The 24,643-nt window shown below is 62.5% G+C and carries 19 protein-coding genes and 1 pseudogene; 10 read left to right on the top strand and 10 right to left on the bottom strand.

Features of this window, described 5'->3' with window-relative positions:
- Window positions 1-24 precede the first annotated feature (24 nt).
- The 6 genes and pseudogenes from E3O57_RS05525 to E3O57_RS19215 all read left to right on the top strand — a co-directional run.
- A complete protein-coding gene (locus tag E3O57_RS05525) occupies window positions 25-1,212 on the top strand; it encodes a sensor histidine kinase (RefSeq protein WP_103479316.1) in 1,188 nt (395 codons plus the stop codon).
- Window positions 1,209-1,835 (top strand): response regulator transcription factor, encoded by a 627-nt coding sequence (locus E3O57_RS05530; RefSeq protein ID WP_103479317.1) that lies wholly within the window; start codon window positions 1,209-1,211, stop codon window positions 1,833-1,835. The genes E3O57_RS05525 and E3O57_RS05530 overlap by 4 nt, the downstream gene beginning before the upstream one ends.
- A gap of 1,242 nt (window positions 1,836-3,077) precedes the next feature.
- On the top strand, window positions 3,078-3,764 hold the full coding sequence (locus E3O57_RS05535; RefSeq protein ID WP_103479319.1) for an HAD family phosphatase: 687 nt from the start codon (window positions 3,078-3,080) through the stop codon (window positions 3,762-3,764).
- 60 nt (window positions 3,765-3,824) lie between these two features.
- Window positions 3,825-3,956: a hypothetical protein gene (locus E3O57_RS19155; RefSeq protein WP_255455735.1), complete on the top strand. Its 132-nt coding sequence runs from the start codon at window positions 3,825-3,827 to the stop codon at window positions 3,954-3,956.
- Between the two features lie 114 nt (window positions 3,957-4,070).
- The gene (locus tag E3O57_RS19210) at window positions 4,071-4,379 is read left to right on the top strand and encodes an HAD family hydrolase (protein WP_103479320.1); all 309 of its coding nucleotides are present in this window, start codon (window positions 4,071-4,073) and stop codon (window positions 4,377-4,379) included.
- Window positions 4,354-4,689, top strand: a pseudogene (locus E3O57_RS19215) (HAD hydrolase-like protein); the annotation flags it as partial. The gene E3O57_RS19210 and the pseudogene E3O57_RS19215, both read left to right, overlap by 26 nt.
- A 509-nt stretch (window positions 4,690-5,198) precedes the next feature.
- On the opposite strand, the gene E3O57_RS05550 reads toward E3O57_RS19215, so the two are convergent.
- Window positions 5,199-6,383: an MFS transporter gene (locus E3O57_RS05550; protein ID WP_198416804.1), complete on the bottom strand. Its 1,185-nt coding sequence runs from the start codon at window positions 6,381-6,383 to the stop codon at window positions 5,199-5,201.
- A gap of 30 nt (window positions 6,384-6,413) precedes the next feature.
- On the opposite strand from E3O57_RS05550, the gene E3O57_RS05555 reads away from it, so the two are divergent.
- On the top strand, window positions 6,414-7,184 hold the full coding sequence (locus E3O57_RS05555; RefSeq protein ID WP_103461470.1) for a DeoR/GlpR family DNA-binding transcription regulator: 771 nt from the start codon (window positions 6,414-6,416) through the stop codon (window positions 7,182-7,184).
- 504 nt (window positions 7,185-7,688) lie between these two features.
- Here E3O57_RS05555 and E3O57_RS05560 read toward each other — a convergent pair.
- On the bottom strand, window positions 7,689-8,255 hold the full coding sequence (locus E3O57_RS05560; RefSeq protein ID WP_103479322.1) for a TetR/AcrR family transcriptional regulator: 567 nt from the start codon (window positions 8,253-8,255) through the stop codon (window positions 7,689-7,691).
- A gap of 151 nt (window positions 8,256-8,406) precedes the next feature.
- Here E3O57_RS05560 and E3O57_RS05565 point away from each other — a divergent pair, with 151 nt between their 5' ends.
- Entirely contained in the window at window positions 8,407-10,920 is a 2,514-nt protein-coding gene (locus tag E3O57_RS05565) for an MMPL family transporter (RefSeq protein ID WP_103479323.1), read from the top strand.
- Window positions 10,921-11,984: 1,064 nt separating this feature from the next.
- Here the strand turns inward: E3O57_RS05565 and E3O57_RS05570 are convergent.
- From E3O57_RS05570 to E3O57_RS05580, 3 genes are read right to left on the bottom strand one after another with little or no spacing between them, the layout of a single operon-like run.
- Window positions 11,985-13,130 carry a mannitol-1-phosphate 5-dehydrogenase gene (locus tag E3O57_RS05570; RefSeq protein WP_103479324.1) on the bottom strand — a complete coding sequence of 382 codons (1,146 nt, stop codon included), beginning with the start codon at window positions 13,128-13,130 and terminating at the stop codon, window positions 11,985-11,987.
- Window positions 13,130-13,690, bottom strand: coding sequence for a 6-phospho-3-hexuloisomerase (gene hxlB, locus E3O57_RS05575; protein WP_103479325.1), 561 nt, complete (start codon window positions 13,688-13,690; stop codon window positions 13,130-13,132). Before hxlB ends, E3O57_RS05570 begins: the two co-directional genes overlap by 1 nt.
- Window positions 13,687-14,391 carry a ribulose-phosphate 3-epimerase gene (locus E3O57_RS05580; protein WP_198416805.1) on the bottom strand — a complete coding sequence of 235 codons (705 nt, stop codon included), beginning with the start codon at window positions 14,389-14,391 and terminating at the stop codon, window positions 13,687-13,689. Before E3O57_RS05580 ends, hxlB begins: the two co-directional genes overlap by 4 nt.
- 210 nt (window positions 14,392-14,601) lie before the next feature.
- Here E3O57_RS05580 and E3O57_RS05585 point away from each other — a divergent pair, with 210 nt between their 5' ends.
- Together E3O57_RS05585 and E3O57_RS05590 are read left to right on the top strand one after the other, a co-directional pair.
- On the top strand, window positions 14,602-16,089 hold the full coding sequence (locus E3O57_RS05585) for a PTS mannitol transporter subunit IICB (RefSeq protein WP_103479326.1): 1,488 nt from the start codon (window positions 14,602-14,604) through the stop codon (window positions 16,087-16,089).
- Window positions 16,090-16,284: 195 nt separating this feature from the next.
- Window positions 16,285-17,271, top strand: coding sequence for a sugar-binding transcriptional regulator (locus E3O57_RS05590; RefSeq protein WP_103461477.1), 987 nt, complete (start codon window positions 16,285-16,287; stop codon window positions 17,269-17,271).
- Between the two features lie 642 nt (window positions 17,272-17,913).
- Here E3O57_RS05590 and E3O57_RS05595 read toward each other — a convergent pair.
- The 5 genes from E3O57_RS05595 to mmsA form a co-directional block, all read right to left on the bottom strand.
- A complete protein-coding gene (locus E3O57_RS05595) occupies window positions 17,914-18,549 on the bottom strand; it encodes a GAF and ANTAR domain-containing protein (RefSeq protein WP_103479327.1) in 636 nt (211 codons plus the stop codon).
- 931 nt (window positions 18,550-19,480) lie between these two features.
- Entirely contained in the window at window positions 19,481-20,401 is a 921-nt protein-coding gene (locus E3O57_RS05600) for a BadF/BadG/BcrA/BcrD ATPase family protein (RefSeq protein WP_103479328.1), read from the bottom strand.
- 133 nt (window positions 20,402-20,534) lie between these two features.
- Window positions 20,535-21,644 (bottom strand): sugar-binding protein, encoded by a 1,110-nt coding sequence (locus tag E3O57_RS05605; protein ID WP_103479329.1) that lies wholly within the window; start codon window positions 21,642-21,644, stop codon window positions 20,535-20,537.
- Window positions 21,645-21,759: 115 nt separating this feature from the next.
- Window positions 21,760-23,070: a multiple monosaccharide ABC transporter permease gene (mmsB, locus tag E3O57_RS05610; protein ID WP_103479449.1), complete on the bottom strand. Its 1,311-nt coding sequence runs from the start codon at window positions 23,068-23,070 to the stop codon at window positions 21,760-21,762.
- 38 nt (window positions 23,071-23,108) lie between these two features.
- Complete coding sequence (gene mmsA / locus E3O57_RS05615; RefSeq protein ID WP_103479450.1) at window positions 23,109-24,629, bottom strand: multiple monosaccharide ABC transporter ATP-binding protein; 1,521 nt, start codon at window positions 24,627-24,629, stop codon at window positions 23,109-23,111.
- Window positions 24,630-24,643: the final 14 nt, after the last annotated feature.

Consider the following 24,643-nt stretch of genomic DNA (forward strand, 5'->3'; position numbering starts at 1 on the left):
ACGGTGGACACGTAAACTCAGGCCATGGTCCACACTGCTCTGACCCCGGTCTTCGTGGGACTGCGAACTGGCCTGCACGCATTGTTCGTCGCCTTGACAATTCTTGTCATCGTCCGTGCGGTGGTCGCCCCAACCGACGCGAGCGTCATTGTCTTCGTCCTATCGGTGGCCCTCCTGGTGACATACGGCCTCGGGGCGGTCATCGGCCGTCCTGGTCGATTCCGCTCTCGCTTTCCGAGGCAGAGCTGGTTGGCTGTGCTCACCCTCGAGTGGGTGGCCCTGCTGTGGCTGATCCCGGAGGCGGCATACCTGGTCTTTCCCCTGTTCTTTCTCTACCTCCATCTCCTCGGTCGATGGCGGGGGTCCGCCGCGATCCTGGTTTCAACGGTCGTGGCGATCTGCACCCTCGGGGTGCACGGCCGATGGACCGTCGGCGGGGTGGTGGGCCCCTTTGTCGGCGCCGGTGTCGCACTCCTGATCGGCCTCGCCTACCAAGCGCTGGCCCGCGAGGCCGAACAGCGCGAGGCTCTCATGAGGGACCTGGTCAATACCCGGGGACAACTCGCGGCGACCGAACGTGAAGCCGGCGTCCTGGCAGAGCGCGCCCGCCTCGCCAGGGAGATCCACGACACGCTGGCTCAGGGGCTCTCCAGCATCCAGATGCTGCTGCACGCCGCCGAACGCACCGACCCCGACCGGCCCGGCGTCGAGCACATCCGGTTGGCACGGGAAACGGCCGCGGCGAACCTAGCCGATGCCCGCCGGTTCATCCGCGAACTTACCCCACCGCAACTCGACGACCAAGGTCTCGGCGGAGCGCTCCGCAGGCTCGCTGATACCCAGTGGTCGACGCGGGGTCTCGATGTGAACGTTCGGGTTTCCGATAGCGTCGCGCTGCCGATGCATCTACAGACGGCGCTGCTCCGAATCGCACAGGGCGCAGTCGCGAACGTCATCCAGCACGCCCACGCCACCACCGCGACCATCACCCTCGCCATCGACCGGGACGAGCTGTGCTTCACCATCGTTGACGACGGGACCGGATTCGACCCGCTTCTCCCCACGAGAGAATCGGCGGAAAAGACGGATTCATTCGGCCTGCAGGCCACTCAAGAGCGTGTGCAACAGCTCGGCGGCACCCTCACCATCGACACCGCACCCGGCCGCGGAACTACCCTGGCCGTCAACCTATCCCGCACGGAGACCCCATGATCAGACTCGTGATCGCGGATGATCACCCCATCGTCCGTGCCGGACTCAACGCCCTGTTCAGCCTCGAGGAGGACTTCGACATCGTCGCCGAAGCGGCCACCCCGGACGAGGCCGTGCAGGCCGCCGAGCGCGAGAATCCGGATGTCGTGCTGATGGACCTCCAATTCGGTGCCGGTGAGGCTTCCACCGGCGCTGACGCCACCCGACGCATCCGGGTTCTTGATGCGGCCCCGTATGTGCTGGTACTGACAAACTACGACTCGGATGCTGACATCCTCGGCGCCGTCGAGGCGGGGGCGAGTGGCTATCTCCTCAAAGACGCGCCACCGCACCAGCTGATTGCGGCCGTCCGCGCCGCGGCCGCCGGGGAGAGCGCCCTCGCACCCGTGATCGCCTCTCGACTCTTGAGTCGGATGCGCGCCCCCCAGGTCAGCCTCAGCGCCCGTGAAATGGAAGTGCTTGAGCTCGTCGCCCGCGGCAAGTCCAACACCGGGGTCGCAGCTGATCTCTTCCTCACCGAAACGACTGTCAAGTCGCACCTCGCGCATATCTTCTCGAAACTGAACGTCGGCTCCCGGACCGCGGCAGTATCGGCCGCCCGAGACCGCGGAATCTTGCGCTGACCGTGCTCCCTATCTGTCCAACTCCTCGCCCAACCCGTGTCCACTCTCCGGGCTCAAGGCCAGTATTAGCGGACAGTTCCGATTGGCCGTTAACTGGCTAGCCCCAGTACGCCATCTCTTGAGCGAGCGTATGACGAGATCGTGCGAGTGATCCGCTCACTGTTGATACGGGTACGCCGAACTCACCCGCGATCACCAAGTGACTAAAGCCGGAGCACCCACGCATCGTGCTTCCCGCGCCGGAAGGATAGATTCCAAAAATGGTGGTCAAGCGAATTGCGTTAGCGGCGCTTGTAGCGGGTGCTCTGGTCTTTGGCCTTGCCGGCTGTACAGGTCAGCTCGAGCTAGCCAACACGTTCACTGATGCCGCCGAAGACCACGGATACAACTGAACTGACACCGTTCCTTCCGACGAAGCAGTAAGAGAAATGGTCACCTGCCAGGCGACTGACGATCGCGTTTTGCTCGTCACTTTTGATGACGGCGCAGCGCTCAGAGCCAGCGAAGGGGCCTTCACTTCAGGCGGCTCAGAGGCGCTAAGCTCTGTCGTCTACGGAGACCGTTGGGTGGTTGTTGGATCGAACGATTCCGACGTCACGGAGCTTGCCAAAACGCTGGAATAAGGTCCTGGCAAAGAGTAAACATTCTCCGTCTCGGTACCAAAAACTGAGGGCCGATCCGGGCCTCATGGCCCCGGTGAACGCCGAATTGTGCCGGCCGCCTCGGACGCGCCTGCAGCCGCCGCTTTTCTCTTCGGGCTCTGGCCCTCACCGTCTGCCATCGTGTCCGTTTGGGGATCGTTTACCGGCCCCTCCCCCGCCTGGGCAACACGCCCGGAATGACGCGGCCGCGGCGCGTCCGGTTGTGCCTGTCGGCCCTTTGCGGCGGCGTTCTGTGATCGCTATTTGGCGCATCGAGCTGGTTACTCGAGTCGGCTCAAAGCGAGTAGCCAGCTTCTTGTATCCCATGGGATATGAGGCGTTTGGGTTGCGGGACACTTTCAGGGCTCACGAGCGCTCTGTGAGGCTTGGCCGAAGGATCAGTCCCTCCTTCCACCGCTACGGTGCGTTGGTTGTCGGATTCCGGCAGCCGCCATGCTGGCGATGATCCACGCCGATTTGGAATAACCTAGCCGCGAGTGGGCCGATCCACTCATCGACTGAACGGAAGTATGACTTGTGGACACTACTCCTGTAAGCCCTCGAATGCGTCGTGGCACCGCTCCCTTGATGGCAGTCACTCATGAACGCTGAGATGGCGGCGGTGCTTTGGGACATGGACGGGACGATCATCGACTCGGAGTCAGTCTGGGGAGAAGCTCAACACCGATTGGTGGCACTATACGGCGGTCGTTGGACGGATGCCGACATCACTGCACTAATAGGTTCAACAATGGAACAGACGGTAACGGCTCTGCGGTCGGCGGGGGTGGACCTGGACGATGACGCGATCGCTCACGCATTGGAAACCGCGGTCATCAACTCCCTCCGCGAGGAAATTGTCTGGAGGCCCGGGGCCCGCGAACTTCTCCGGAGCCTCGGCCACGCGGGCATCCGCCAGGCAATTGTGACCACGTCTTCGAAGAGCCTGGTCGATGTCGTCGTGCGGGCGCTTGAAGCCGACCTAACGTTTTCCACCGTCGTGAGCGGCGACGATGTTTCGCAAGGGAAACCTCACCCAGAACCCTATTTGACTGCGGCGGCCCGACTTAGCATCGATATCGCTGACTGTCTGGCAATTGAAGATTCGATCACGGGGCTTCGGGCTGCGATCGCTTCTGGCGCGGTCGCGTTAGGGGTGCCCAACGACGTCGCGCTCGAGGAAGGAAAAGATCACGCGCTTTGGGACACACTCCACGGAAGAACCGTGAAAGACGTATTGCACCTATTTGGTTCCCGACGTGGCGTCACTGCTCCCGGAATGTTCTAGCCGCGTCCGCTTTGCTTGGCGACAGTTGATGTTTGGACTGATCCGCTCTTCAATTAACTCGTGCTCGTACTCGTACTCGTACTCGTACTCGTACTCGTGCTCGTGCTCGTACTCGTACTCGTACTCGTACTCCATGCGGAAGTGGCCAGCACGAGCATCAGCCGGCCCATCGATGTCGCCTCGGCAAGATGAAGGACCGACCGTCGGACGATCACTGCGTTGTTGAGGAGTGCATCTACATGCCGTGATTGTCGCCGAGCTTTGCATTCGGGCTACGGTGCCTTTATGGCTTAGTTGACTTGGGATATGGATGGGACGCTACTGGACTCGACGCACGTAGTGCCCGAGGCATTCGTGACTGTTGCTCATCGGCTTGGAGCGCGCGATATTGATCGCGATCAAGTCGTCGCGGCGTACTCTCGTGGCGTACCGGAGGTGATGCTTCCACACCTTGTCGCCCGAGAGGTTACCAACCAGGAAATGAGCTTCTACGATGAGTCTCTTCGAGGCCAGCACATCGTGCCTTACGCTGGAATCATTGAGACTCTCGCTGACGTTCGGCGGCTAGGACAACTTCACAGGAGCCAGTTCCCGGGCGGGTCGCTTCCTGTTTGATGCTGCAGGTATTGAAGTCGACCTCCTTATCGGCGGTGATCACGTTCAGCACCCCAAGCCCGCACCAGACGGTGTAATTCGTGCAGCCCAGGACGCAGGGGCCTCACTGTCCAACGTGATCTATATCGGCGACGCTTCCACTAATCTTCAGGCAGCGCAATCGGCTGGAGCAGTGGGAGCTGCGGCCGCATGGGGACACCTATACGACCCAAAGGCGCCGGCCACCGTCACGCTCCGACGACCTGAAGATGCTCTCCCCCTGATCGGACACAACACGGTCGCTACCCCTCACCCACACGTGTCGCGCTGAGGGATCGTGTATCGCACGTTCGTCGGCGCGTGACGGGGGTCCTTGTGCAGCTGGGCAAAAGCCTTCCGCCCCAGCTCCGATCGCGCCACCGCTGAGCCGCGCAAGCCAAAAGCCCCTGAGTACTAATCAGGTCCCGCTCGCCGTTTCACTGACGATCCGGCTTGCGGAGTGCTCATACATTCATGGGCGGCGGCAAAGATCGTTGATCGGACCTGCTGGAATGATCCTCAGGATGATCCAGGCCACGATCATCACTCCTCGAGGCGGAAGTCATTGGACTGGGCTGCAAACCAAGCAGTAGAAGCCGTCTCAGCTGCCGCCGACCAGATAGAAGCAACGGTGGCGGCTGCGCTTCTGATTGCAACGCCAGCGGGTGCGAGGAATTGAGAGAGCGGCATTCGTCGTGCCAGTCGAACGGTGCTCGGTGCAAGTTCCCGTTTCATATTTTCGTACTCCTTAAGCGTGGGCGAGTCAATTGTGTTGACGGTGTGCGGGAGGGCAATGAGCGTCTAGGCCATCGTTTTCCTCGAGCGCGAGAGACTTGGCGCGAGAAGAATAACCACTACACCGACCACGATCAGCACACAGAGTCCCCATCTGAGATCTGTGGCTTCCGTTAGGCCGCCCACGATGGGGCTGGTGACGAGGAATCCGATCCGCATGAGCCAACTGACCAGAGTGACCCCGGCCCCCGCGCTGATTCCACGAAGGGAGGCGGCGGCCGTCAGCGCGCTGGGGACGAGCGTGGCGGAGCCATAGCCGGCCATCGCGAGGCCGAGCAGCAGGGTTACGACCTGGTCGTGCGTGCTGACGACAAGCAGCGCACCCGTCGCGATGAGGAGCCCGCCCAAGCGTGCGACTGCACTCCGCCCGAAACGATTGATGAGCAGGTCGCCTGAAAATCGACCTATGCACTGGCTGCCGATAGTGACGGTGAACGCGAGGCCGGCGAGGGCTACCGGCATCCCTCCGATCTGCACCGCTGACATAGCTGCCCAGTTGTTCGCGACGTCTTCCAGCATCGTCCCGCAGATCGCAATTGCGATAAGCGGCAATGCGGCCACGAACGCGAGTCTCAGGCCCCCACGTGGCCGGGCGGCATCCGCGGCCGACGCCTCGGGCGCCTGCGCGGCTGGCCCGATCAACCAACCGCCCGCGATGGCGAGCAGGAAACAAATTGCTGCAACCACCGCGAGGAAGACTCGCACGTCTACCCCTCCGGCTGCGGCCAGGGTGGCTAGGGCGCCGCTGGCGACTCCGCCGAGGCTCCACAGCGCGTGCATCGACGAAAGAATTGATCGCCCGGCCAGATCCTGAACTCTGATCCCCGCAATGTTCTGAGCTACGTCCACAATGGCGTCGAAAAAGCCAATGAAAAATATCATCCCGGCGAGCATCCAGCCAGAGGTAGCCCAGGCCGCTCCGGCAACCGAGGCGCCCAGGAGTGCCGTGCCGAGCACGGCTACGGGTATCGCCCCGAATCGAGCTATGAGCGGTGATGGCAGAGCCGATGAGGCAATCGCGCCGACAGCGAAAGCTGCCACGATCAACCCAAACTCTGCTGCGCCGAGACCCAGCCGTTGGGAGAGCAGCGGGTACCACGGGAGCAGCGCTGCGAAGACGGCCCCGTTGCTCGCGAACATGATTCCCACACCCGCTGGACCCGCTCTTGAGACTTTGCCTGTCTTCGTCATAGCGAGCACTGTACGATCTAGAATGATCACGTGCAACGATCAGAACGCCACCGATTGATCATTCGCTCTGTTGATTCCGGTGTTCGTACCGTCGACGATCTGGTTACCCTCACGGGAGCCTCTGCCGTCAGCATCCGGCGCGATCTCGTGGAATTGTCCGAGCAAGGCGCCCTGAGACGTATTCGGGGTGGTGCCGCACCCTCGCTGAGCCGTGGAGCGCGGTATCCATTCGAGATTCGCCGTAGTGCAGATGCAGCCGAGAAGATGATGCTGGCTCGAACGGTCGCCGGCCTCATTTCGCCCGGCGATTCCGTGCTCATTGACAACGGCACGACGGCGCTGGCTGTTGCGGAAGGACTTTCCGGCCTTGGCATCACTGTAATGGCGCTGTCTCTACATGCCGCCGCCGCGCTGGCCCGGACGCCGGGAAATGAAGTGATCGTGCCGGGGGGTGTGGTCGGACCCGACGACCTGGCTTTCACGGGACCGGGTGCAGCGGAAGCGGTTCGGGCAATGAGGTTTGACTTCGCTATTCTCGGAGCGTGCGCAGCCGACCCGGAAACCGGCCTCACGGTAGCCGGATGGGGAGACGCTCAAGTTAAGCGGGCCGCCATCGAATGCGCCCGGCGCGTCGTGCTGGTCGCCACCCCCGACAAGTTCGAACGCACAGCCGCTCACCGATTTGGCAGTCTGAAAGACCTCGACACGATTGTCACCACCCGCGACGTGCCCGCTGAAGTCATATTCGACGCAAGGGAAGCAGGGGCCACCGTAATCGTGGCATCCGAAGAGCTCGCGTAACGCGAGCAGGTAACTGGTAGTTCTCCGGGCGGCGGCTAAGGCCGGGATCACTTCTCACCCGAGTGGTGCGAGGCGGATCGAAGCGATCCCAGAGGCAGTGCACGAGGGGGGGGGGGCTACCACGGGATAACTGCCCAAGCAACACTCGCTTCGCGCTGTCTCGTATCCCATGGGCGGCTTCAAGGGGTCGTAGCAACATCGTCAGAGTGAGGTGTTATCGATGGCGTCGAGAGTGGCGGGCGGCACATCGCCGCACACGCCAAATACTGGCATTGGGCTACTGCCCCTCCGCCGGATGCACAGAAGGTGGCTCTTACGACGCACTGTGGGCGAGGCGATTGGCCGGATGCTCCTGCCTTTATCCGAGCTTTTTTGACCTGGTGTTGTGTCGACCAGGGGGCGAGCACATCGAAGTCGACTTCACGCATGTGTTGTTGTGACTCAATATGTCTCCTCCGGTTGCAACCTTGGCCGGCGTGCGGCGAGCGGTGTGGGTCCGGGAACCTAACGAACCCGGAGTAGGCGGTGCAGTGCACGCGTCAGGATGGGCGAGAGCTGCTCATCCGTGAGGTGCGGGAAGGTCGATATTGCCGCAAACGACATGAATGCGGCATTTACTGCGAACAACTGTTCCGGGGTTGGCGTTTCGCTGTAGATCACCTTGGCGACGCGATCGAAGACGTCTGGCCGACCGTTGGCGGGACTCGGAAGGGCGCTTACAGCGGGATCGGAGACGAGAAACACGATCCGCAGTCTCTGATTGAGCCCAGCGGCCACCAGCGCCGTTATTGTCGCATCCATTCGAGCGGTTCGGGATTTGATAGCGCTAATGGTCTCTAGCGTCGCGAGGAACTGTGACGTCTCGGCCTCAATGATCTCGCTCAGGATGTCGGCCTTCGACGAATAGTGATAGTACAGCGCGGCTCGAGTCAGCCCGAGTTCAGTTGCCACGTCCTGCATGGAAGTCCCGTCATAGCCGTGCTCGGCGAACATCGTGCCGGCAACCTCGAGAATGCGCTGCTTGGCCTGAGCGGTTTGCTCGGAACGAGTGGTGCGGGCGACTCGTGCCACGGTGAATGCTCCCTAATTCCTAGATGGTCTTAGTTACTTTACAGTTCGTACAGCACAAACCGACACCCTGTATAGTAATTGACTATACAGTGTGTATAACGAAAATGGTTCGTGATCTCACGACTTCCTCCCAACAGAACGGGTTCTCCACATGGCTGGTCTTCTCTATCGTCTCGGAAGATTCGCCGCACGGCGGCGGTGGAGCGTCATCACTGCCTGGATCGTCATTTTCGCGCTGTCCGGCGCCAATTATGCGCTGTTCGCGGGCGCGATCTCGTCCTCGATCACGATTCCGGGTACCCCGACGGCGAAGGTGAGCGAACAGCTTGAGGAGCAGTTCCCAGCGGTAAGTGGAGGGACTGGAAGCCTCGTCTTCTCCACCACCGGTGGTCAACCCTTCACCGAGACGCAGAAGGCACAAGCCCACGCCCTGCTTACCGATATTGCTAAATTCTCGGGCATCAAGGCCGCAACGAATCCTTTCGCGATCGAGACGGAACTGGCCGATCATCGCCAGCAGATCATGGACGGGCGTGCACAGCTCGTTGCCGGAAGAGCCGAGCTCGACGCGGCGCAGGGCCAGCTTGATGTTGGCGTGCAGCAGCTCGCCGGCGCGCAAGCGCAACTCGACGCGGCACGCTCCCAAGCGGACGATTCCGCCGACGCTCAGGCGCAATTCGCGCAACAACAGCAACTCCTCGACGCCCAGAAGACGCTCCTGACTGCGCAGCAGGCCGACCTCGACTCTGCCGTTGAGTCCTTGACAGAGCCTGGTTTAAAACTCGATCTCGGATCCTCACTTCTCGGAATGTCAAAGAACATTCGTTTTGTCTCAGAGGACGGCACGGCGGCACTTGCGACAGTGCAATTCACCGAGAATGCCTTCGTCGTACCGCCTGAGCTGAAGGCCCAGGTCGTTGCCGCGGCCGCCGATGCCCGCATCCCAGGTGTTAAGGTCACGATATCCAACGAGCTGGTTCAAGGCACACCCAATGTCGTCGGTCCGGGTGAGGCCGTTGGGATCGTCATCGCGGCCATAGTGCTGCTTGTGCTGCTGGGAACGGTATTGGGGGCAGCGCTTCCGCTCATCAGCGCGATGGTCGGACTCGGTGTCGCACTCCTTGCCGGTCTATCGTTCTCGGGGCTCGTCGAGTTCACTTCGATCACCCCACTCCTCGCCGTCATGCTGGGCCTTGCGGTGGGTATCGACTACTCCCTTTTCATCATCAACAGACACAGGTCCCAGCTCAACCGGGGAATACCGCTAACCGAGTCCATCGGATTGGCCAACGGTACGTCTGGCAACGCCGTCGTCTTCGCCGGGACAACTGTCATCGTCGCGCTCCTGGCCCTGAACATCACCGGCATTCCGTTTCTGGGCCTCATGGGCACGGTGGGCGCTGTCTCCGTCGCGGTCGCTATCCTCGTCGCTATCAGCCTCACTCCCGCGATGCTGTCACTGGCCGGCATACGCATCCTTCGCAAGAAGGAGCGAAAGCAAATAAGAGATGCCACCACCATCAAGGCCGCTCCCATGTCGACACGGCGCGCGGTGCTCACCATCGTCGCGGGAGTCGCGCTTCTCGGAGTCGTCGCCCTCCCCGCGCTGACGATGCGGCTTGGCCTCCCCGATGGATCGTCAGAAGCGACATCCTCCAGCCCTTACAAGTCCTTCGCCACCATCGCCGACAAGTTCGGGGTCGGCCAGAACGGCCCACTGGTTGTCGTCGCTGATCTCCCGGAAGCAGCCACGGGCTCTGCCTTGCTCCAACAGCAGGTTGCCATCGCCACAAAGATCGCGGCCCAGAACAACGTGAGTGCCGTCGCTCCCATCGCCACATCGCCAAACGGCACCGCTATCGCCTTCCAAATCATCTCCACCGGCGGCCCATCGAGCGTCGCCACTGAAGATCTCATTCACGACCTTCGCAACCTCTCCCCCGTTGAGACGAAGGATGGCGCAGTTACCCTCGGCGTTGCAGGTACCGCCAGCGCACAGATCGACATCTCCGAGAAACTGAGCGAGGTCCTCCCGATCTACCTCGCCGTGGTCCTAGCGCTGTCCCTGATCATCCTTATCTTCGTCTTCCGCTCGATTCTCGTTCCCATCATCGCGACCGCCGGCTTCGTGCTCTCGCTCGTAGCCACTCTCGGCGCCCTCACGGCCGTGTACCAGTTCGGGTGGCTCAGCGCGCTCTTTGGAGTCCACGACCCCGCCCCGATCCTCAGCTTCCTACCGATACTCGAAATCGGCGTGCTCTTCGGCCTAGCTATGGACTACCAGCTGTTCCTGGTATCCGGGATGAGAGAAGCATACGTGCACGGCTCCTCAGCACAGGAAGCGGTGCAACGCGGCCTCCGCCTGGGCCGGCCTGTAGTCACCGCCGCAGCACTCATCATGATCGCCGTCTTTGCCGGGTTCATCTTCTCGGAGTCAGCGACGATCCGACCGATCGGGTTCGGTTTGGCATTCGGCGTTCTCCTCGATGCCTTTATCGTGCGGATGCTCCTAATCCCCGCCGCCATGCACCTCCTCGGCGACGCCGCCTGGTGGATCCCAAAACGGCTCGACCGACTCTTGCCGAACATCGATGTGGAGGGCGTGTCGCTCCAGCGCCTTGTGATCACAGGCCCAAAACCACCCCACCCAGCCTCCCGACTCTAAAGATCCCGCTGTCGACGGCTGCAATTGGTCTCGCCCTAGGAATGATCGTGTTCCACCAGACGGCAAACATCGGCCAAGTCATCGTCATCGTCATGACCGCGCGGGCGCAGCCGTGGAACCACGGCTAACCTCACTCTCGGCGGCTCCCTGGCGAGCCTTGGCTACGCCCTGACAGGATTGCAGTCCTCTACCGCCGCATCCCGTATTCCGTCGCAGTACGCGCTCGCGGTAGCGCCGCTCTCGTGGTCGTGGCTGCGGGTGCCATATTCAGCGGCTCCCCTGGATTTGCCGCCGCTGCTGCTATGGCCATGATCGCGGTTCAATCGTTCGATGCAGTGATTTCGGGTCTGAGTGCCGACTAAATCAAAACTTATGGACCTGCTTTCACTGCCCTGGCCGACACCGTCGCGCTGGTGTGGCTGCTTTCTTCATAACGGCGCCCGATCACCACACCAGAATATTGTGAGCAGGTGAGCCTGTCTTGTGACAGTTAGCGCTGTGCGCGGCATCTTTTCTAGGCTGGTTGGCCTCTTCTTGGTTCTTCGCAACGTCCCTGCATAGCGCTGAGCTCGTCGGGCCCCGGCGCCCGTCGAAAGGATGCGAACAGGACATCGCCAGGCACAGTACACACGCTGACCAATTCCAAGAGATACGAGGCACGTAGGTTTGCCTCTTTAACCAACCTGGTCGACTCTTGCGTGTTGGCACGGTGAAGGTCCGCGCTTGCACGCGAGGATGGTGCTGCTGTCGCGTTCTGTGTTAAGGCGTCGCTAATTGGCGGGAGCTTCCTCGAACTACCAACGAGTAGTCGCATTGACCGTCTGGGATCTTACTTGTGCCTGCGATGAGGCCGAGGAGTGTGTTGCAACGCGACCGGTGGCGTTTACGGGTGCCGCAACCGGGGAGTCGAGTTCGACTCCCCGCAATCGCGACGGTGTTTGAACTTGGTGGGCACCCCGTCACGTCGAGAGTTTCATCTGCTGACGGACCCACTTCGGTACCGGAGCTCCGCCCTCCTAACTCTCGCCACGCCGTTCAGGTGTCCTGGGGAATTGCAGCAGCGGCTACACCAACGACGGCTCCACCGACGCGGTCTCGGCCAGCAGGGCAACGAAGAGCGGGTGACTGGCCTCGATCCCAGTCACCCGGGTCACAAAGGTAGCCGGCGCTTCGCTTGCGAGAAGCGACTGGAGCTCAACCGACTGCGCGTCATCGAGCACGTCGAATCGAAGTGCTGCACCGTAAGCCCGGACGAGGGCAGCGGGATCACCTCCGGACTCGGCGATTCGCGCGGCGGGAGCGATGAAACGCTCGGTGCGTGAGATCTTGCGTAACGGTTGCCGGCCGATGCGTATACAGGTGTCTGGAAGATCCGGATCCTCGAATCGCTTGATCACTCGTGCGATGTACGCCGCCAGTTCCTCCCGATCGAAGCCGTGGCTGTCCACGAGCAGCCCCGAGTTCGCTGCGACTACCGCGTCGACCTCGGCGCGCACTGAGGGAAGTGCGAGTGCGTCCGCGATGCTCTCGGCCCCGGCGAGGAAGCCGTGGTAGGCCGTCGTGGCGTGGGTGGTGTTCACCGCGAAGAGCTTGCGCTCGATGAAAGGCGTGAGGTTGTCGACGTAATGAGCATCGGGAATCCTCGGCTCTGCACCCGCGAAGGGTGTGCGGTCGATGATCCACTCGAAGTATTCGCCGACGACGACGTCAATCCCGTCCGATGCCTGGCCAGGGACGATGCGGTCGACTGCGGTGTTCGCGAACACCGCCCTGTCGAAGAGAAGCGATGTGTCGATCCCCCCGTCGGCGAGGTGCTCGCGCAGCGTATCGGAAGCACCAATCGCGTTTTCGCACGCGAGGACCGCGAGTTTCGGAGCATCCGATGCTCGCGCCAAGATTCCCGCACGAAGGATCGGCGCGATAAAGGGCAACACGGTTGCGCCTACCGCACAGGTGACGACGTCGGCTTTAGCGACGGCTCGTGCTGCCGCGTCCGGATCGGTCTGTGAATTGATCCCGGAAATGCCCTCGACGAGGTGAACAACGCCGTTCGGACCGATCTCGCGGACCACGTATTTCGACGCCGCGTTGATAGCGTCAATAAGTTCGGCTGACACGTCGACAAAGGTGACGTCGTAGCCAGCACGCTGCAGGGCGAGTGCGATGAAGCCGCGGCCGATGTTGCCGGCTCCGAAATGGACGGCACGCATTATTCGAGGTTCGCGTGGTTGCGCCACAGCGAGGGCATGTCGAGTTTGTCTTCGCGGACGATCATGAGCGCCACGGTGTCGCCGAGCAGCAGGAGGCATTGCTCGAACAGGCTCGTCATGGGTTGGATCGAGGGGATCTCGTGGGCGAGGTTGAGCTTGGTCTGCACGGGGATGCGGACGAAGTGATCGGCGTAGTCGCGCATCGAGCTCTGCGAGTTGGAGCCAATGTGTACGACCCTCGCTCCGTGCTGCTTGGCCCGCGCAGCGATCGCGATCGGGATCGCGCTTTCGCCGCTCCCAGAACCCACGATCAGCACGTCGCGATCAGTGATCGCCGGCTCCGTGATTTGCCCGACAACGACCGTGTCGACGCCGAAGTGCGCAAGTCGCTTTGCGATCGCCTGCAGCGAAAGCAGAACACGCCCTACCCCGACGAAGTACACCCTGTCGGCCATGCGAACTTCTTTAAGTAACGTGTCGACGTCGGCGGCATCGATAGCAGCCATCGTCGCGGAAATTTCGGCCGTGATGCCCTGCTGGGCCTGTCCGAACGCGCTCATGCCGCCACCCGCACAGCGCGGTCGAGGCCCTCACGGACGGCAAGGTCGAGCAACCGCTTGTTTTCCGCGAGCGTCGCACCCTTTCGGAACAGGCTCGTGCTCCCCAGCACGAGGTCTCTCGCGCCCGCGGCCACCAGGCCCGGCACGGACTCCAGCGAGACCCGGCCGTCGACCTGCAGGACGGCCTCGGAACCTGTCGTATCAAGGAGCGCGCGGAGCGCGGTGATCTTCTTCAAGGCGTATGGCACCTGCGCCTCGCTCGCATCCGTCGCATAACCAGGATTGATGAGCATCAGGCACACCTTGTCGACTTCCGGCAGGACCCAGTCGAGGACGTTGAGCGGCGTCGCCGGGTTCAGCGCGATGCCCGCCTTGGCGCCGGAGCGCCGGATCACGCGCAAGAGACGGTCTACATGCCGGGTGCTCTCAAAATGAAACGTCACCGAATCCATCCCGATGCTGAGCATCTCTTGCACGAAGTAGTCGTTGTCGGTCGACATAACGTGGGCGTCCAGGGTCATGCTCGTGACCTCGCGGATGCGTTTGGCCGTCTCCAAGCCAATGGGCATGCTCGGGCTGAACCGTCCGTCGAGGATGTCGACGTGCAGCGTGGTAACCCCGGCTGCTTCTACGCCTTGAATGGTTGATTCGAGATTTGCCAGATCGCCAGTCATGACGGATGCCGAATATTGAACGCTCATGAGCGCTCCCTTCAATAGGGGTCGTCCGCCACTTCGATTCAATTCGTCGGGTTGACAGAACGACTATTGATCGGGAGACTATCACATGAGCGCAGTCGCTCATATGAGAAAACTGAGAAGATGAAGCAGCACAGACGAAGGAGTCTCGATGAATACGGCCAGTGATCCGGTAGCAGAACGCGCTGCCGATGTGCGGCAAGGCGCTCGCCGATGAGCGCCACCACGACTACCACGAAGCCCTTGGGAGGCGGGGTCCGCGCACGCATCCAGGCCTTCGGCGGCTTCCTCACCGCCATGGTGATCCCTAACGTCGGCGCCTTCATCGCCTGGGGCTTTGTTACCGCCTTGTTCATCCCGACGGGCTGGATGCCGAATGAAGAATTCGCGCAGCTCGTCGGCCCGATGATCGGCTACATGTTGCCGCTGCTCATTGCGTTCACGGGAGGGCGTCTCGTCCACGGCGCCCGCGGCGGCGTGATCGGCGCAGTCGGTACCATCGGCCTCATCGTCGGCGCCGGCATTCCGATGTTCCTTGGCGCGATGATCATGGGCCCGCTGAGCGCCTACCTGCTTAAGCGGGTCGACAGGTTCTTGGAGCCCCGCATGCGCGCCGGCCTTGAGATGCTTGTGAACAACTTCAGCCTCGGCATCCTGGGCTTCGGGCTGTGCCTGCTCTCCTTCGCCGCGATCGGACCCGGAATCGAAGAGCTCAACAAGTTGCTGTTGGCAGGAATCAACGCGCTTGTTGCAACAGGCGTCTTGCCGTTGCTCGCACTCCTCAACGAGCCGGCGAAAGTCCTCTTCCTCAACAACGTCATCGACCAGGGCGTCTACTACCCACTCGGCCTTCAGCAAGCCGCAACCCAGGGCAAGTCCATCTTCTTCATGGTCGCCTCCAACCCTGGTCCCGGACTAGGGCTCCTCACGGCCTTCCTCTTCTTCAGCAAATCGAAGTTGATCCGCCGCAGCACACCCAGCGCGATCCTGATCCACTTCATCGGCGGTATCCACGAGATCTACTTCCCGTACGTCTTGATGAAGCCGCTTACGATCGTCGGGATGATCGCAGGTGCCGCGTCCGGGATCGCAACGTTCTCGCTCTTTGACGTCGGACTCGTTGCTGGGCCGAGCCCGGGGTCGATCGTTTCCTATCTGCTGTTGACCCCCCGTGGCAACTACCTCGGCGTTTTGACGGGTGTACTCGTCGCTGCGATCGTGACGTTCGTCGTGACGGCCGCGATTCTGAAGTTCGATCGGTTTCGTAGTGGCTCGACATTGGACGAGGAGGACGAAGGCCTCGAAGCAGCCCAGAACAAGAGTTCTTCGATGAAGGCGGAGGGTCGGAGCCTTCTCGCCGGCGCCCTCACTCAGACCGACGCACGCCCCACCTCCATCGTGTTCGCGTGCGACGCCGGCATGGGAAGCAGCGCGATGGGTGCCTCGGTATTCCGTAAGCGACTCACCAAAGCGGGCATCACCGGTATCGCGGTAACTCACGCAGCAATCGAAAACATTCCTATCGACACAGGTCTAGCGGTCATCCAGCAAAACCTCGTCGAGAGAGCACGGCGAGTGCACCCGCACCTCACGATCATCCCGATCGCCAACTATCTCGGCGACCCTGCCCTCGACGAACTGCAGGAGAAGCTCGCGGGCACCCCCGCGCCTGAGGCTTCGCAGGATACTCTGAACGGCTGACCTAGCGGTGACCCCGGGCAGGACGTGAAGCACGCACTCACGTCCTGTCCGGCTTTCGTTACCTACGCATATGCGCCGACGCCGCCGGGTCTTCGCGCTCGGAACGCGCATAGGATCACAGCTAGGCTGCTTGTGCCGCTCGGTTTCCGGGCCGAAACCATAAAGCCCACGAACTCCGCGAAGCAAGGACGAGAGATGGTCGAAGAATTCAGCCGCGACACGTTGGCTACCGTCGCTCGTCGTTTCTATCTCGAAGACGTATCAAAGGTGGAGCTCGCTGCCGAATACGGGATGTCCCGCTTTAAGATCGCACGGATTCTTCAGATCGCGCGCGAGTCCGGCGTTGTTACGATCGAAATTCACAACCGTGACGACCAGCGGCGCTCCCTCGGGGAACGGCTCGCGACCCATCTCGGACTCGATGAGGTCCTTGTCGTCCCGAATGGCGACTCGGACGACGCAGACCGCCAACGCATCGCTTTCGAGTCCGCCCGATACCTCTCCCGAATCACCCGGCCTAACGACACGATCGGTGTCTCGTGGGGACGCACCGTATATGCGCTCACCGAGTACCTTCAGGACCTCCCCCCCTGCACTGTCGTCCAGTTGACGGGAACGGTCGGCAACGACGTCTCCCAGTCGCCCATGGTGGTTCTCCACCGCATCGCTGCCAGGCACCCGCTGTCGACAATCGGAATTTTCGCGCCCCTTTTCACCACGACCCCCATCGCCGCCCAGGTTCTGCGCTCAGAGAAGAGCATTGCCGACGCACTCGCGACCTACGACCGGCTGACCACGGCCGTCCTCGCGATCGGCTCCTGGAATCCTCCGATCACTCAGATCAAGCCGCTTCTCGATCCCGAGGAGCTCGTCGCCCTCGACGCTGAACACGCTGTCGCGGAAGTCGTCGCGAGTTTTCTCGACGCGGACGGGCGAATCATTGATCTACCGTTCAATCAACGACGAATTGCCATCGAGGTCGAACAGTTACGTTCCACACCCCGGGTCATCGCTGCCGCTGGTTCGGTCGCGAAAGTACCCGCGATACACGCTGTCGCCTCGTCGGGGATACTCACCATGCTCGTCACTGACGAAGCAGCCGCGCGTGAGCTCCTCCTGCTTCCGAAGATAACCGCACACACCCGGCCCGCTAACAACTCTCCCCTCGAGCACTCCGCGTAAGGTAGCGGCATGAATCGGCGGCGATCCACGGTTGAAAGGCGGGTGATTTTGTGCTTGAGCCCTGGGCTTTGAACTGCTTTCAAGCGGTTACAGGAACCGTTGTCGGTAATCACTAGTAGAACGGTGAAGCCGTGGCCGGCGAAGAGCGCGGTTGCCTGCTGCACCCTGAGTGGTCCGGGGCTCAGCGCCACGCGACGCGATTGGCTCCCATGGCGATGAAGTTCTTGCCACCTTTCTGCTGGGTCCAGGGGCGCCGATGATGGCGGAGACCACAAACACGACGTTGCCTGAACCAGACAACGCCGAAGCTATCGAGTACACGCGGAACGCTCAGAAACGTCACCCGGTCATGTCCGCAGAGGAAGAGAGTGACGTCCTCGGCTCGCTGGACGACGGCTACGATTCAACACAGACACCCAGTACTCACAATGAAATACTTCTTAGCGATTCGTATGGGACATTCGACTAGGTAATTGCTGACCATGTCGGGGTTCAGCTTGCTGACACCCTATTTACCCTGAGAAGCGTTCTACGCATCCCGACTTCCGGTGCGATTTAACAATCCGCCCAACGAAGACGAATAGACGCCGAAAAGACCCCAAACCACGCCGAGCCCGCCCAACCGCATCCTGAGGACCAGGGCTAACTGATCATCTTTTGCTGGCCATCACCGAATGGCCGGACGGCGATTTTTGCTGCGGTATCGCGCAGGCTCGTATGCATCTTGCGAGCCTCGGCCCGCAGCAGACCAAACGCCTGATCCATGGGCACACCGTAGCGCTGGGCGAGGACGCCTTTGGCTTGCTCGATAAGCACTCGATCCTCAAGCATCACTTGCATCTGGTCGCGAACGGTGGCGTGCCTTCGGAGCTTCCTGTGCTGCTCAACACTGTTAGCGGCATACAGGGCCATCGCCTCTGCCAGGTCCGCATCTCGGCCACTCAACCCGCCGGGCTCTGCCAAGAACAGATTCAACGCGCCTAACCTCTGCGAGCCAAACCGGATGGGAACAGAAGGAACAGCCCGATATCCGCGGACCTCCGCGATAGCGCTGAAGGCCGGCCAGGTGCCTCGAGCGTCGGCGATGTTAGGAACTTCGATCGTGGTTCCCGACCGGTATGCGTCCAGGCAAGGACCCTCGTGGGCGCCGAGCTGTTCCTCTTCCACATCGGCGGCCCGCTCACTGCTGGACGCAGCAACATGAAGGACTTCACTGCTATCGGCCAAGAGGATACCCGCGGCAATAGCAGCCGTGAACGTTGTGCACCCCCGAACCAAAACTTACATCGTGTCGATCACGTCATGGCCCGTCTGCAAGGTGTCCGCGATAGCTACGAACACCTCAACGAAGCTCTCCCCCTCATTTGCGAACATCTCTACAAGCTACAACGCGCTTCCCCATTCGCGCACCTCCCAGTTCACCCAATCTTGCTCGTCGTGCGCCGGCCTCCCAGGCAGTGGACGCAGCTCGTCGCCACACCCCCATCGTTGTACGGCGCCGGCAACCTCGACGCCACGAAGTTGATTCGTGTGAAAAATTCCGTAAGTGTCATGTCTCGGAAATCTACAGCTTTCCAAGACACCAGGCTCGTCTGAAACTCGCCGCTCACTCCCCCACAATTCCGGGACGGCCGAACGTCTCGGAAAGTCGTCGCACCCCGGTCGTCATTCGACTATGACTACTGTCTGCCCTGGGTTGACGAGCCGGTCCGAGGTCTCCACCGTCTGAGGGCCGGAGCCCGAAGGACTAATCTCGCTCTACCTGGGTTTGCATCTGTAGCAGTCCGGCCAGCGGCCGAAGCTGGAGCGCTACCGCGACCTGCGCTTCATGGTAGTGAGCTCGGCGCGGTGCTTGGATTGGGCGGAAGGCGTCGAGGCTCAGTTCGGAAGCGGTGCTATATCACCTGCTTGATTGACGCAAACCGGATCGTCGGATGGCACCGTCCGCGTTGGTGACACCCAGAGCGTGCGACTGATCCGGTGGCTGTCCGACCTCGGGATCCTAGTCGACACCCCGACACCGCGGCGCTTTCGACGCTCTTCGCCGCTACCTCGGGCAATACCCAGGCCGGCCGCTTCTCCGGGCCGAAGGGGCACGGCCGTACCAGCGGTGCACCGGCGGAGCAGAAGCTGCACTCGCGGCTGCGCAGCGAAGACGAGGCGCGCCGGGTCTGGCAGGTGTCGGAGGCGTTGACCGTGGCTGTCTTCGTCACGCCTCGAGCTCCGCCCTGGTGATCCGCCGGCGCAGGGCACTGTGCTCGCCGACCGCGGGGAGCCGGGCCGCGCCGTCGAGCGGATCGGAGCTGCCGATCCCCACCTGGGCAGCGGGCAGCTCGGCGTGCACGCGCTGCTCGAAGGCGCGCGCCAGCGCGGTGGACCGGAACACCCCGCCTATTCCCCGCACTTGCGGCGCCTCGACGGTGTCCTGACCTACTCTGCGCAGCCCGGTCAGGGCAGCGTGGGCGAGTTCTTCGGCGGCCGCGGCGATGATCCCCGCCGCCACGGCGTCGGTCGCGGCGAGCTCTGCCACGCCGGCCGCGTATCGGGCTATCCGCCGCACCCGTTCGTCGTCGGCTTGCAGTTCGATGTAGGCGTCTTCGAGCGCCGGGAAGTCGGCGAGCACCACCTGCACGAGTTCGGTGTCCGGCCCGCGTCCGTCATAGGCGCGCATCACCGCCTCGAGGGCGGCTCGTCCGATCCAGTATCCGCTGCCGGCATCGCCCATGAGATGGCCCCAGCCGTCGATGCGCGCAACGTCGTGCTCGCCCACGGCGAGCGAGACGACCCCGGTGCCGGATGCGACGACCACGCCGCACCCGTCGTTGAGGGCGCCGAGATAGGCCGTGATGGAATCGTGCGCCAGAGTCACCGAGTGGGCGCCGAGCGGAGCCGCGTCGGCGAGGAGCGATTGCGCATCCGAAGCCCCGTCGGTGAGTCCGGAGACACCGATGCCGATCGTGGTGGCCGCGCCGCCGCGCCGCGCCGCCTCGGCGAGCACCGCCGAAAGCTGCGGCATCAGCGGCAGGTCGGTGCGGATGCCGGGTTCCGCCCAGTGGCGCATGGTGCCGCCCGCGACGTGGCGAACCTTGATGCCCGACTGGCCGGCATCGATGGCGAGAATGCTGCTCATGGGGGCATACACCTATCGTCTCGTGGATCGTTCGTTGAAGCAGAAACCGTGCGGGAGTCACGGTTAGGTGTACTGACGCGAAAACCGGCCGACCCCGCAGGGCCGGCCGGATTTCAGGGGGACCTTCGGTTCGCTACTTGGTGAGCGCGGACAGGTCGGGGTTCTCGGCGTACGCCTCTGCAGCGTTGTCCTTGGTCACGATCACCGGGGTCAGCAGGTCGGCCGGCACGATCTTGTTGCCGTTGTCGTAGGACTCGGTGTCGTTGACGGTGGGCTCGTCACCGGCCTGGAGGGCGGTGGCCATGGCGATGGCTTCCTTGACCAGGGCACGGGTGTCCTTGTAAATGGTCGAGTACTGCTCGCCGGACATGATCAGCGGGATCGATGCGGCTTCGGAGTCCTGACCGGTCACGACGGGGAGGACGGCCTGTCCGGCATCCTTCACCGAGGTGATGATGGCGCGGGCGAGGGTGTCGTTCGGCGACAGGACGCCATCGACCGCTTCGGCCTGGTAGGTGCCCTGCATCAGGGTGTCCATGCGGCGCTGAGCGTTCTCCGGCTTCCAGCCGTCAGTGGCCGTCTGGGCGATGTCGGTCTGGCCGGAGACGATCTTCAGGGTGCCATCGTCGATCTTCGGCTGCAGGATGTCCATTGCTCCGTCGAAGAAGACCGCGGAGTTGGAGTCGTCGGCGGAGCCGGAGAAAAGTTCCACGTTGTAGGTGGTCTTGTCCGGGAACTTCGCCGCCATGCCGTCGAGGAGGGCCTGGCCCTGAAGCTGGCCGACCTTGAAGTTGTCGAAGGCGACGTAGTAGTCAACGTCGTCGGTGTTCAGGATGAGACGGTCGTAGGCGATGACGATTGCACCGGCGGCCTTGGCCTCCGCCACCTGGGTGCCGAGCTGCGCGCCGTCCTTCGCGCCCACGATGATGACCTTGGCGCCGTTGGTGACCATGGTCGAGATCTGCTGCTGCTGGTCGGCGACAGCGTTGCTGGCCCCGGCGTACTGCACGTCGCCCTCGAATCCAGCGTCGGCGAGCCCCTCTTCGAACAGGCTGCCGGCCAGAACCCAGTTCTCACTGGTCTTGTCGGGCAGGGCGACACCGATCAGCGAACCGGCCTCGAAGCCGCTGGCGGCTTCCTCCGTGCCGGCCGCGGCACCGCGCCCGGTGTCGGAGGAACAGCCGGTGAGGCCGAGTGCCGCGACTGCCATGATGGCGGTCGTGGCAAAAAGGATCTTCTTCATTGGGATCTCTTTCTTTTCTGTGTGTGGTGCTGCGAGTGGTACTGCGGGGTGGTGCTGAGTGCCCGTCGAGTGACTCGGCGCGGCAGTTCAGCGTGGAAGTGATTCAGCGCGGACGCTAGTTCTTGAGATCGGCCGGAACCGCGGTGTCCGGGGTTCCGCCGCCCGGGGTGACCTGGGACGTTGTGCGCTCTTCGGCCAGAATCTGGCCGCCGCCACCGCCCTTGTTGCGGGTCATCAGTCCGATGATCGACGGGCGTCCCTGCGACTTGTTGAAGACGTCGACGCCCACGGCAATCAGGAGCACGAGGCCCTTGATGATCTGCACGAGGTCGGACGAAATGCCCTTAAGCGCCAGGCCGTTGGAGAGCACGGCCATCACGAGTCCGCCGATGATGGAGCCGGCGACGGTGCCGATACCGCCCGAGACCGCCGCTCCGCCGATGAATACGGCGGCGATCGCGTCGAGCTCCCAGCCGGTGCCGTCGAACGGGCCGGACGCCTGCGATCGGGCGACGAAGATCATGCCGGCCAGCGCGGCCAGCACCGACATGTTCATCATCACGAAGAAGTTGACCCGCTTCGAGTTCACGCCGGAGAGCTCCGCGGCGTGCTTGTTGCCGCCGACCGCGTAGATATGGCGGCCGACGGTGGTGCGGTTCGTGAGGAACGAGTACGCCACGACGAGCAAGGCGAGGATGATGCCCGAGACCGGGAAGCTGGTGCCGACGCGGCCGGTTGCGAACAGGTAGGCGGCCACCAGGACCACTCCGCCGAGCACGATGACCCGCAGGATACTGGTCCAGGCCGGTGCGGATGCCGCACCCATCACCGCGCGGGTGCGGCGTCCACGCACCTCGAGACCGATGAGGATCAGCACGACGACGATGCCGAGGAGCATGGTGAGGTTGTTCACGCCCAGGTTCGGGCCGAACTCGGGCAGGTAGCCCTTGCCGATCACCTGGAAACCGGCTCCGACCGGCACGGTGGCCGAGTCGCCGATGAATTGGTTGCCACCGCGCCAGATGAGCATTCCGGCCAACGTCACGATGAAGGCGGGGACCCCAATATAGGCGACCCAGAAGCCCTGCCAGGCGCCGATGAGCCCGCCGACGATGAGGCCGAGGATGATGGCGGCCCACCACGGGAAGTTCCAGTCCTTCATGGCGAGGGCCACGATGATGCCGGTGAAGGCTGCGACCGAGCCGACCGAGAGGTCGATGTGGCCGGCGATGATCACCATCACCATGCCGATCGCCAGGATCAGGATGTAGGAGTACTGCTGCACGATGTTGATGATGTTGCCGGGCTGGAGGGTCTTACCGCCGGTCCAGATCTGGAAGATAATGATGATCGCGACGAGGGCGCCGAGGATGCCGAACTGCTTGAGCGAACCGCCGCCGCCGAACAGGCCCTTCAGGTCACGGATGTCGAATCCGCCGCGCTTGTCAATACCGGGTGCGCTCATTACGCGACTACTTTCTGTGAGGAGGAGGTCATGCTCCGCATGAGGGTTTCAGGATCGGCCTGGGCGACAGGGAGCTCGTTGGTGATCTTGCCTTCGAAGATCGTGTAGATGCGATCGGAGACACCGAGCAGCTCAGGCAGCTCCGATGAGATCATGACGATTCCGGTGCCCCGCGCGGCGAGGTCGCGGATGATCTGGTAGACCTCGGCCTTGGCGCCCACGTCGATGCCGCGGGTCGGTTCGTCCAGGATCAGCAGGTCGGGATCGGTGAACATCCACTTGGCCAGCACGACCTTTTGCTGGTTTCCCCCGGACAGCTTGGTCACGCCCTCCTCCACGGTGGGGGTCTTGATGCGGAGGCTGGTGCGGTACTGCTCGGAGATCTGTGCCTCTTCGAGTTCGTTCACAACAATGCCGCGGGAGATCTTGCCGAGCTTGGCCGACACGATGGACCGTTTGATGGTGTCGAGCAGGTTGAGGCCCAGCGACTTGCGGTCTTCACTGACGTAGGCGATGCCGTGGCCGATCGCTTCGGCGACAGTGCGGAGCTTGATCTCTTCGCCGTCCTTGAAGACCTGGCCGGAGATGAACTTGCCGTAGGACCGACCGAAGAGGCTCATCGCCAGTTCGGTGCGGCCGGCGCCCATCAGGCCGGCGAATCCGACCACCTCACCGCGGCGCACGGTGAAGCTTGAGTTCTTCACCACCTGGCGCTCGGCCGTGAGCGGGTGCTGCACGGTCCAGTCGCGCACCTCGAAGAAGACCTCGCCGATCGTGGCGGTGTGCTCCGGAAAGCGGTTACCGAGCGTTCGGCCGACCATGCCGCGGATGATGCGGTCTTCGTCGACCCCGTCAGCTACCACGTCGAGGGTTTCGATCGACTTGCCATCGCGGATGATGGTGATCTGGTCGGCGATCTGCTCGATCTCGTTGAGCTTGTGCGAGATCATGATCGACGAGATGCCCTTGCCCTTGAGGCCGCGGATCAGGTCGAGCAGGTGCTGCGAGTCGCTCTCGTTGAGGGCGGCGGTGGGTTCGTCCAAGATGAGCAGCTTCACGTTCTTGTTCAGCGCCTTGGCGATCTCCACCAGCTGCTGCTTGCCCACACCGATGTTCTTCACCTGGGTGTCCGGGTCGTCGTCAAGCCCGACCCGAGCGAGCAATTCGATCGCCCGGCGCTGCGCGTCCACCCAGTTGATGATCCCGCGGCGGCTTGGCTCGTTGCCGAGGAAGATGTTCTCGGTGATCGAGAGCTCGGGGATGAGTGCGAGTTCCTGGTGGATGATGACGATGCCGGCGGCCTCGCTCTGCTTGATGTCGCGGAAGCGCACCACGGAGCCCTCGTAGACGATGTCGCCGTCATATGTGCCGAAGGGGTAGACGCCCGAGAGCACTTTCATCAGGGTGGACTTGCCGGCACCGTTCTCGCCGCAGATCGCGTGGATCTCCTCGGCTCGTACGGTGAGTGACACCTTGTCGAGCGCTTTGACGCCCGGGAACTCCTTGGTGATGGACTGCATCTCCAGGATGGTGG

The organism is Cryobacterium sp. TMN-39-2 (assembly GCF_004402745.1).
GTDB lineage: Bacteria > Actinomycetota > Actinomycetes > Actinomycetales > Microbacteriaceae > Cryobacterium > Cryobacterium zongtaii.

Coding starts and splice junctions, on each gene's coding strand:
- E3O57_RS19210 (WP_103479320.1), top strand. CDS start 4,071: ATGGATGGGACGCTACTGGACTCGACGCACGTAGTGCCCGAGGCATTC.
- E3O57_RS05580 (WP_198416805.1), bottom strand. CDS start 14,391: ATGAGCGTTCAATATTCGGCATCCGTCATGACTGGCGATCTGGCAAAT.
- E3O57_RS05600 (WP_103479328.1), bottom strand. CDS start 20,401: ATGAGCAGCATTCTCGCCATCGATGCCGGCCAGTCGGGCATCAAGGTT.
- E3O57_RS05605 (WP_103479329.1), bottom strand. CDS start 21,644: ATGAAGAAGATCCTTTTTGCCACGACCGCCATCATGGCAGTCGCGGCA.
- E3O57_RS05585 (WP_103479326.1), top strand. CDS start 14,602: ATGAGCGCCACCACGACTACCACGAAGCCCTTGGGAGGCGGGGTCCGC.
- E3O57_RS05550 (WP_198416804.1), bottom strand. CDS start 6,383: ATGACGAAGACAGGCAAAGTCTCAAGAGCGGGTCCAGCGGGTGTGGGA.
- E3O57_RS05590 (WP_103461477.1), top strand. CDS start 16,285: ATGGTCGAAGAATTCAGCCGCGACACGTTGGCTACCGTCGCTCGTCGT.
- mmsA (WP_103479450.1), bottom strand. CDS start 24,629: ATGCAGTCCATCACCAAGGAGTTCCCGGGCGTCAAAGCGCTCGACAAG.
- E3O57_RS05530 (WP_103479317.1), top strand. CDS start 1,209: ATGATCAGACTCGTGATCGCGGATGATCACCCCATCGTCCGTGCCGGA.
- hxlB (WP_103479325.1), bottom strand. CDS start 13,690: ATGAGCGCGTTCGGACAGGCCCAGCAGGGCATCACGGCCGAAATTTCC.
- E3O57_RS05565 (WP_103479323.1), top strand. CDS start 8,407: ATGGCTGGTCTTCTCTATCGTCTCGGAAGATTCGCCGCACGGCGGCGG.
- E3O57_RS05525 (WP_103479316.1), top strand. CDS start 25: ATGGTCCACACTGCTCTGACCCCGGTCTTCGTGGGACTGCGAACTGGC.
- E3O57_RS05535 (WP_103479319.1), top strand. CDS start 3,078: ATGAACGCTGAGATGGCGGCGGTGCTTTGGGACATGGACGGGACGATC.
- E3O57_RS05570 (WP_103479324.1), bottom strand. CDS start 13,130: ATGCGTGCCGTCCATTTCGGAGCCGGCAACATCGGCCGCGGCTTCATC.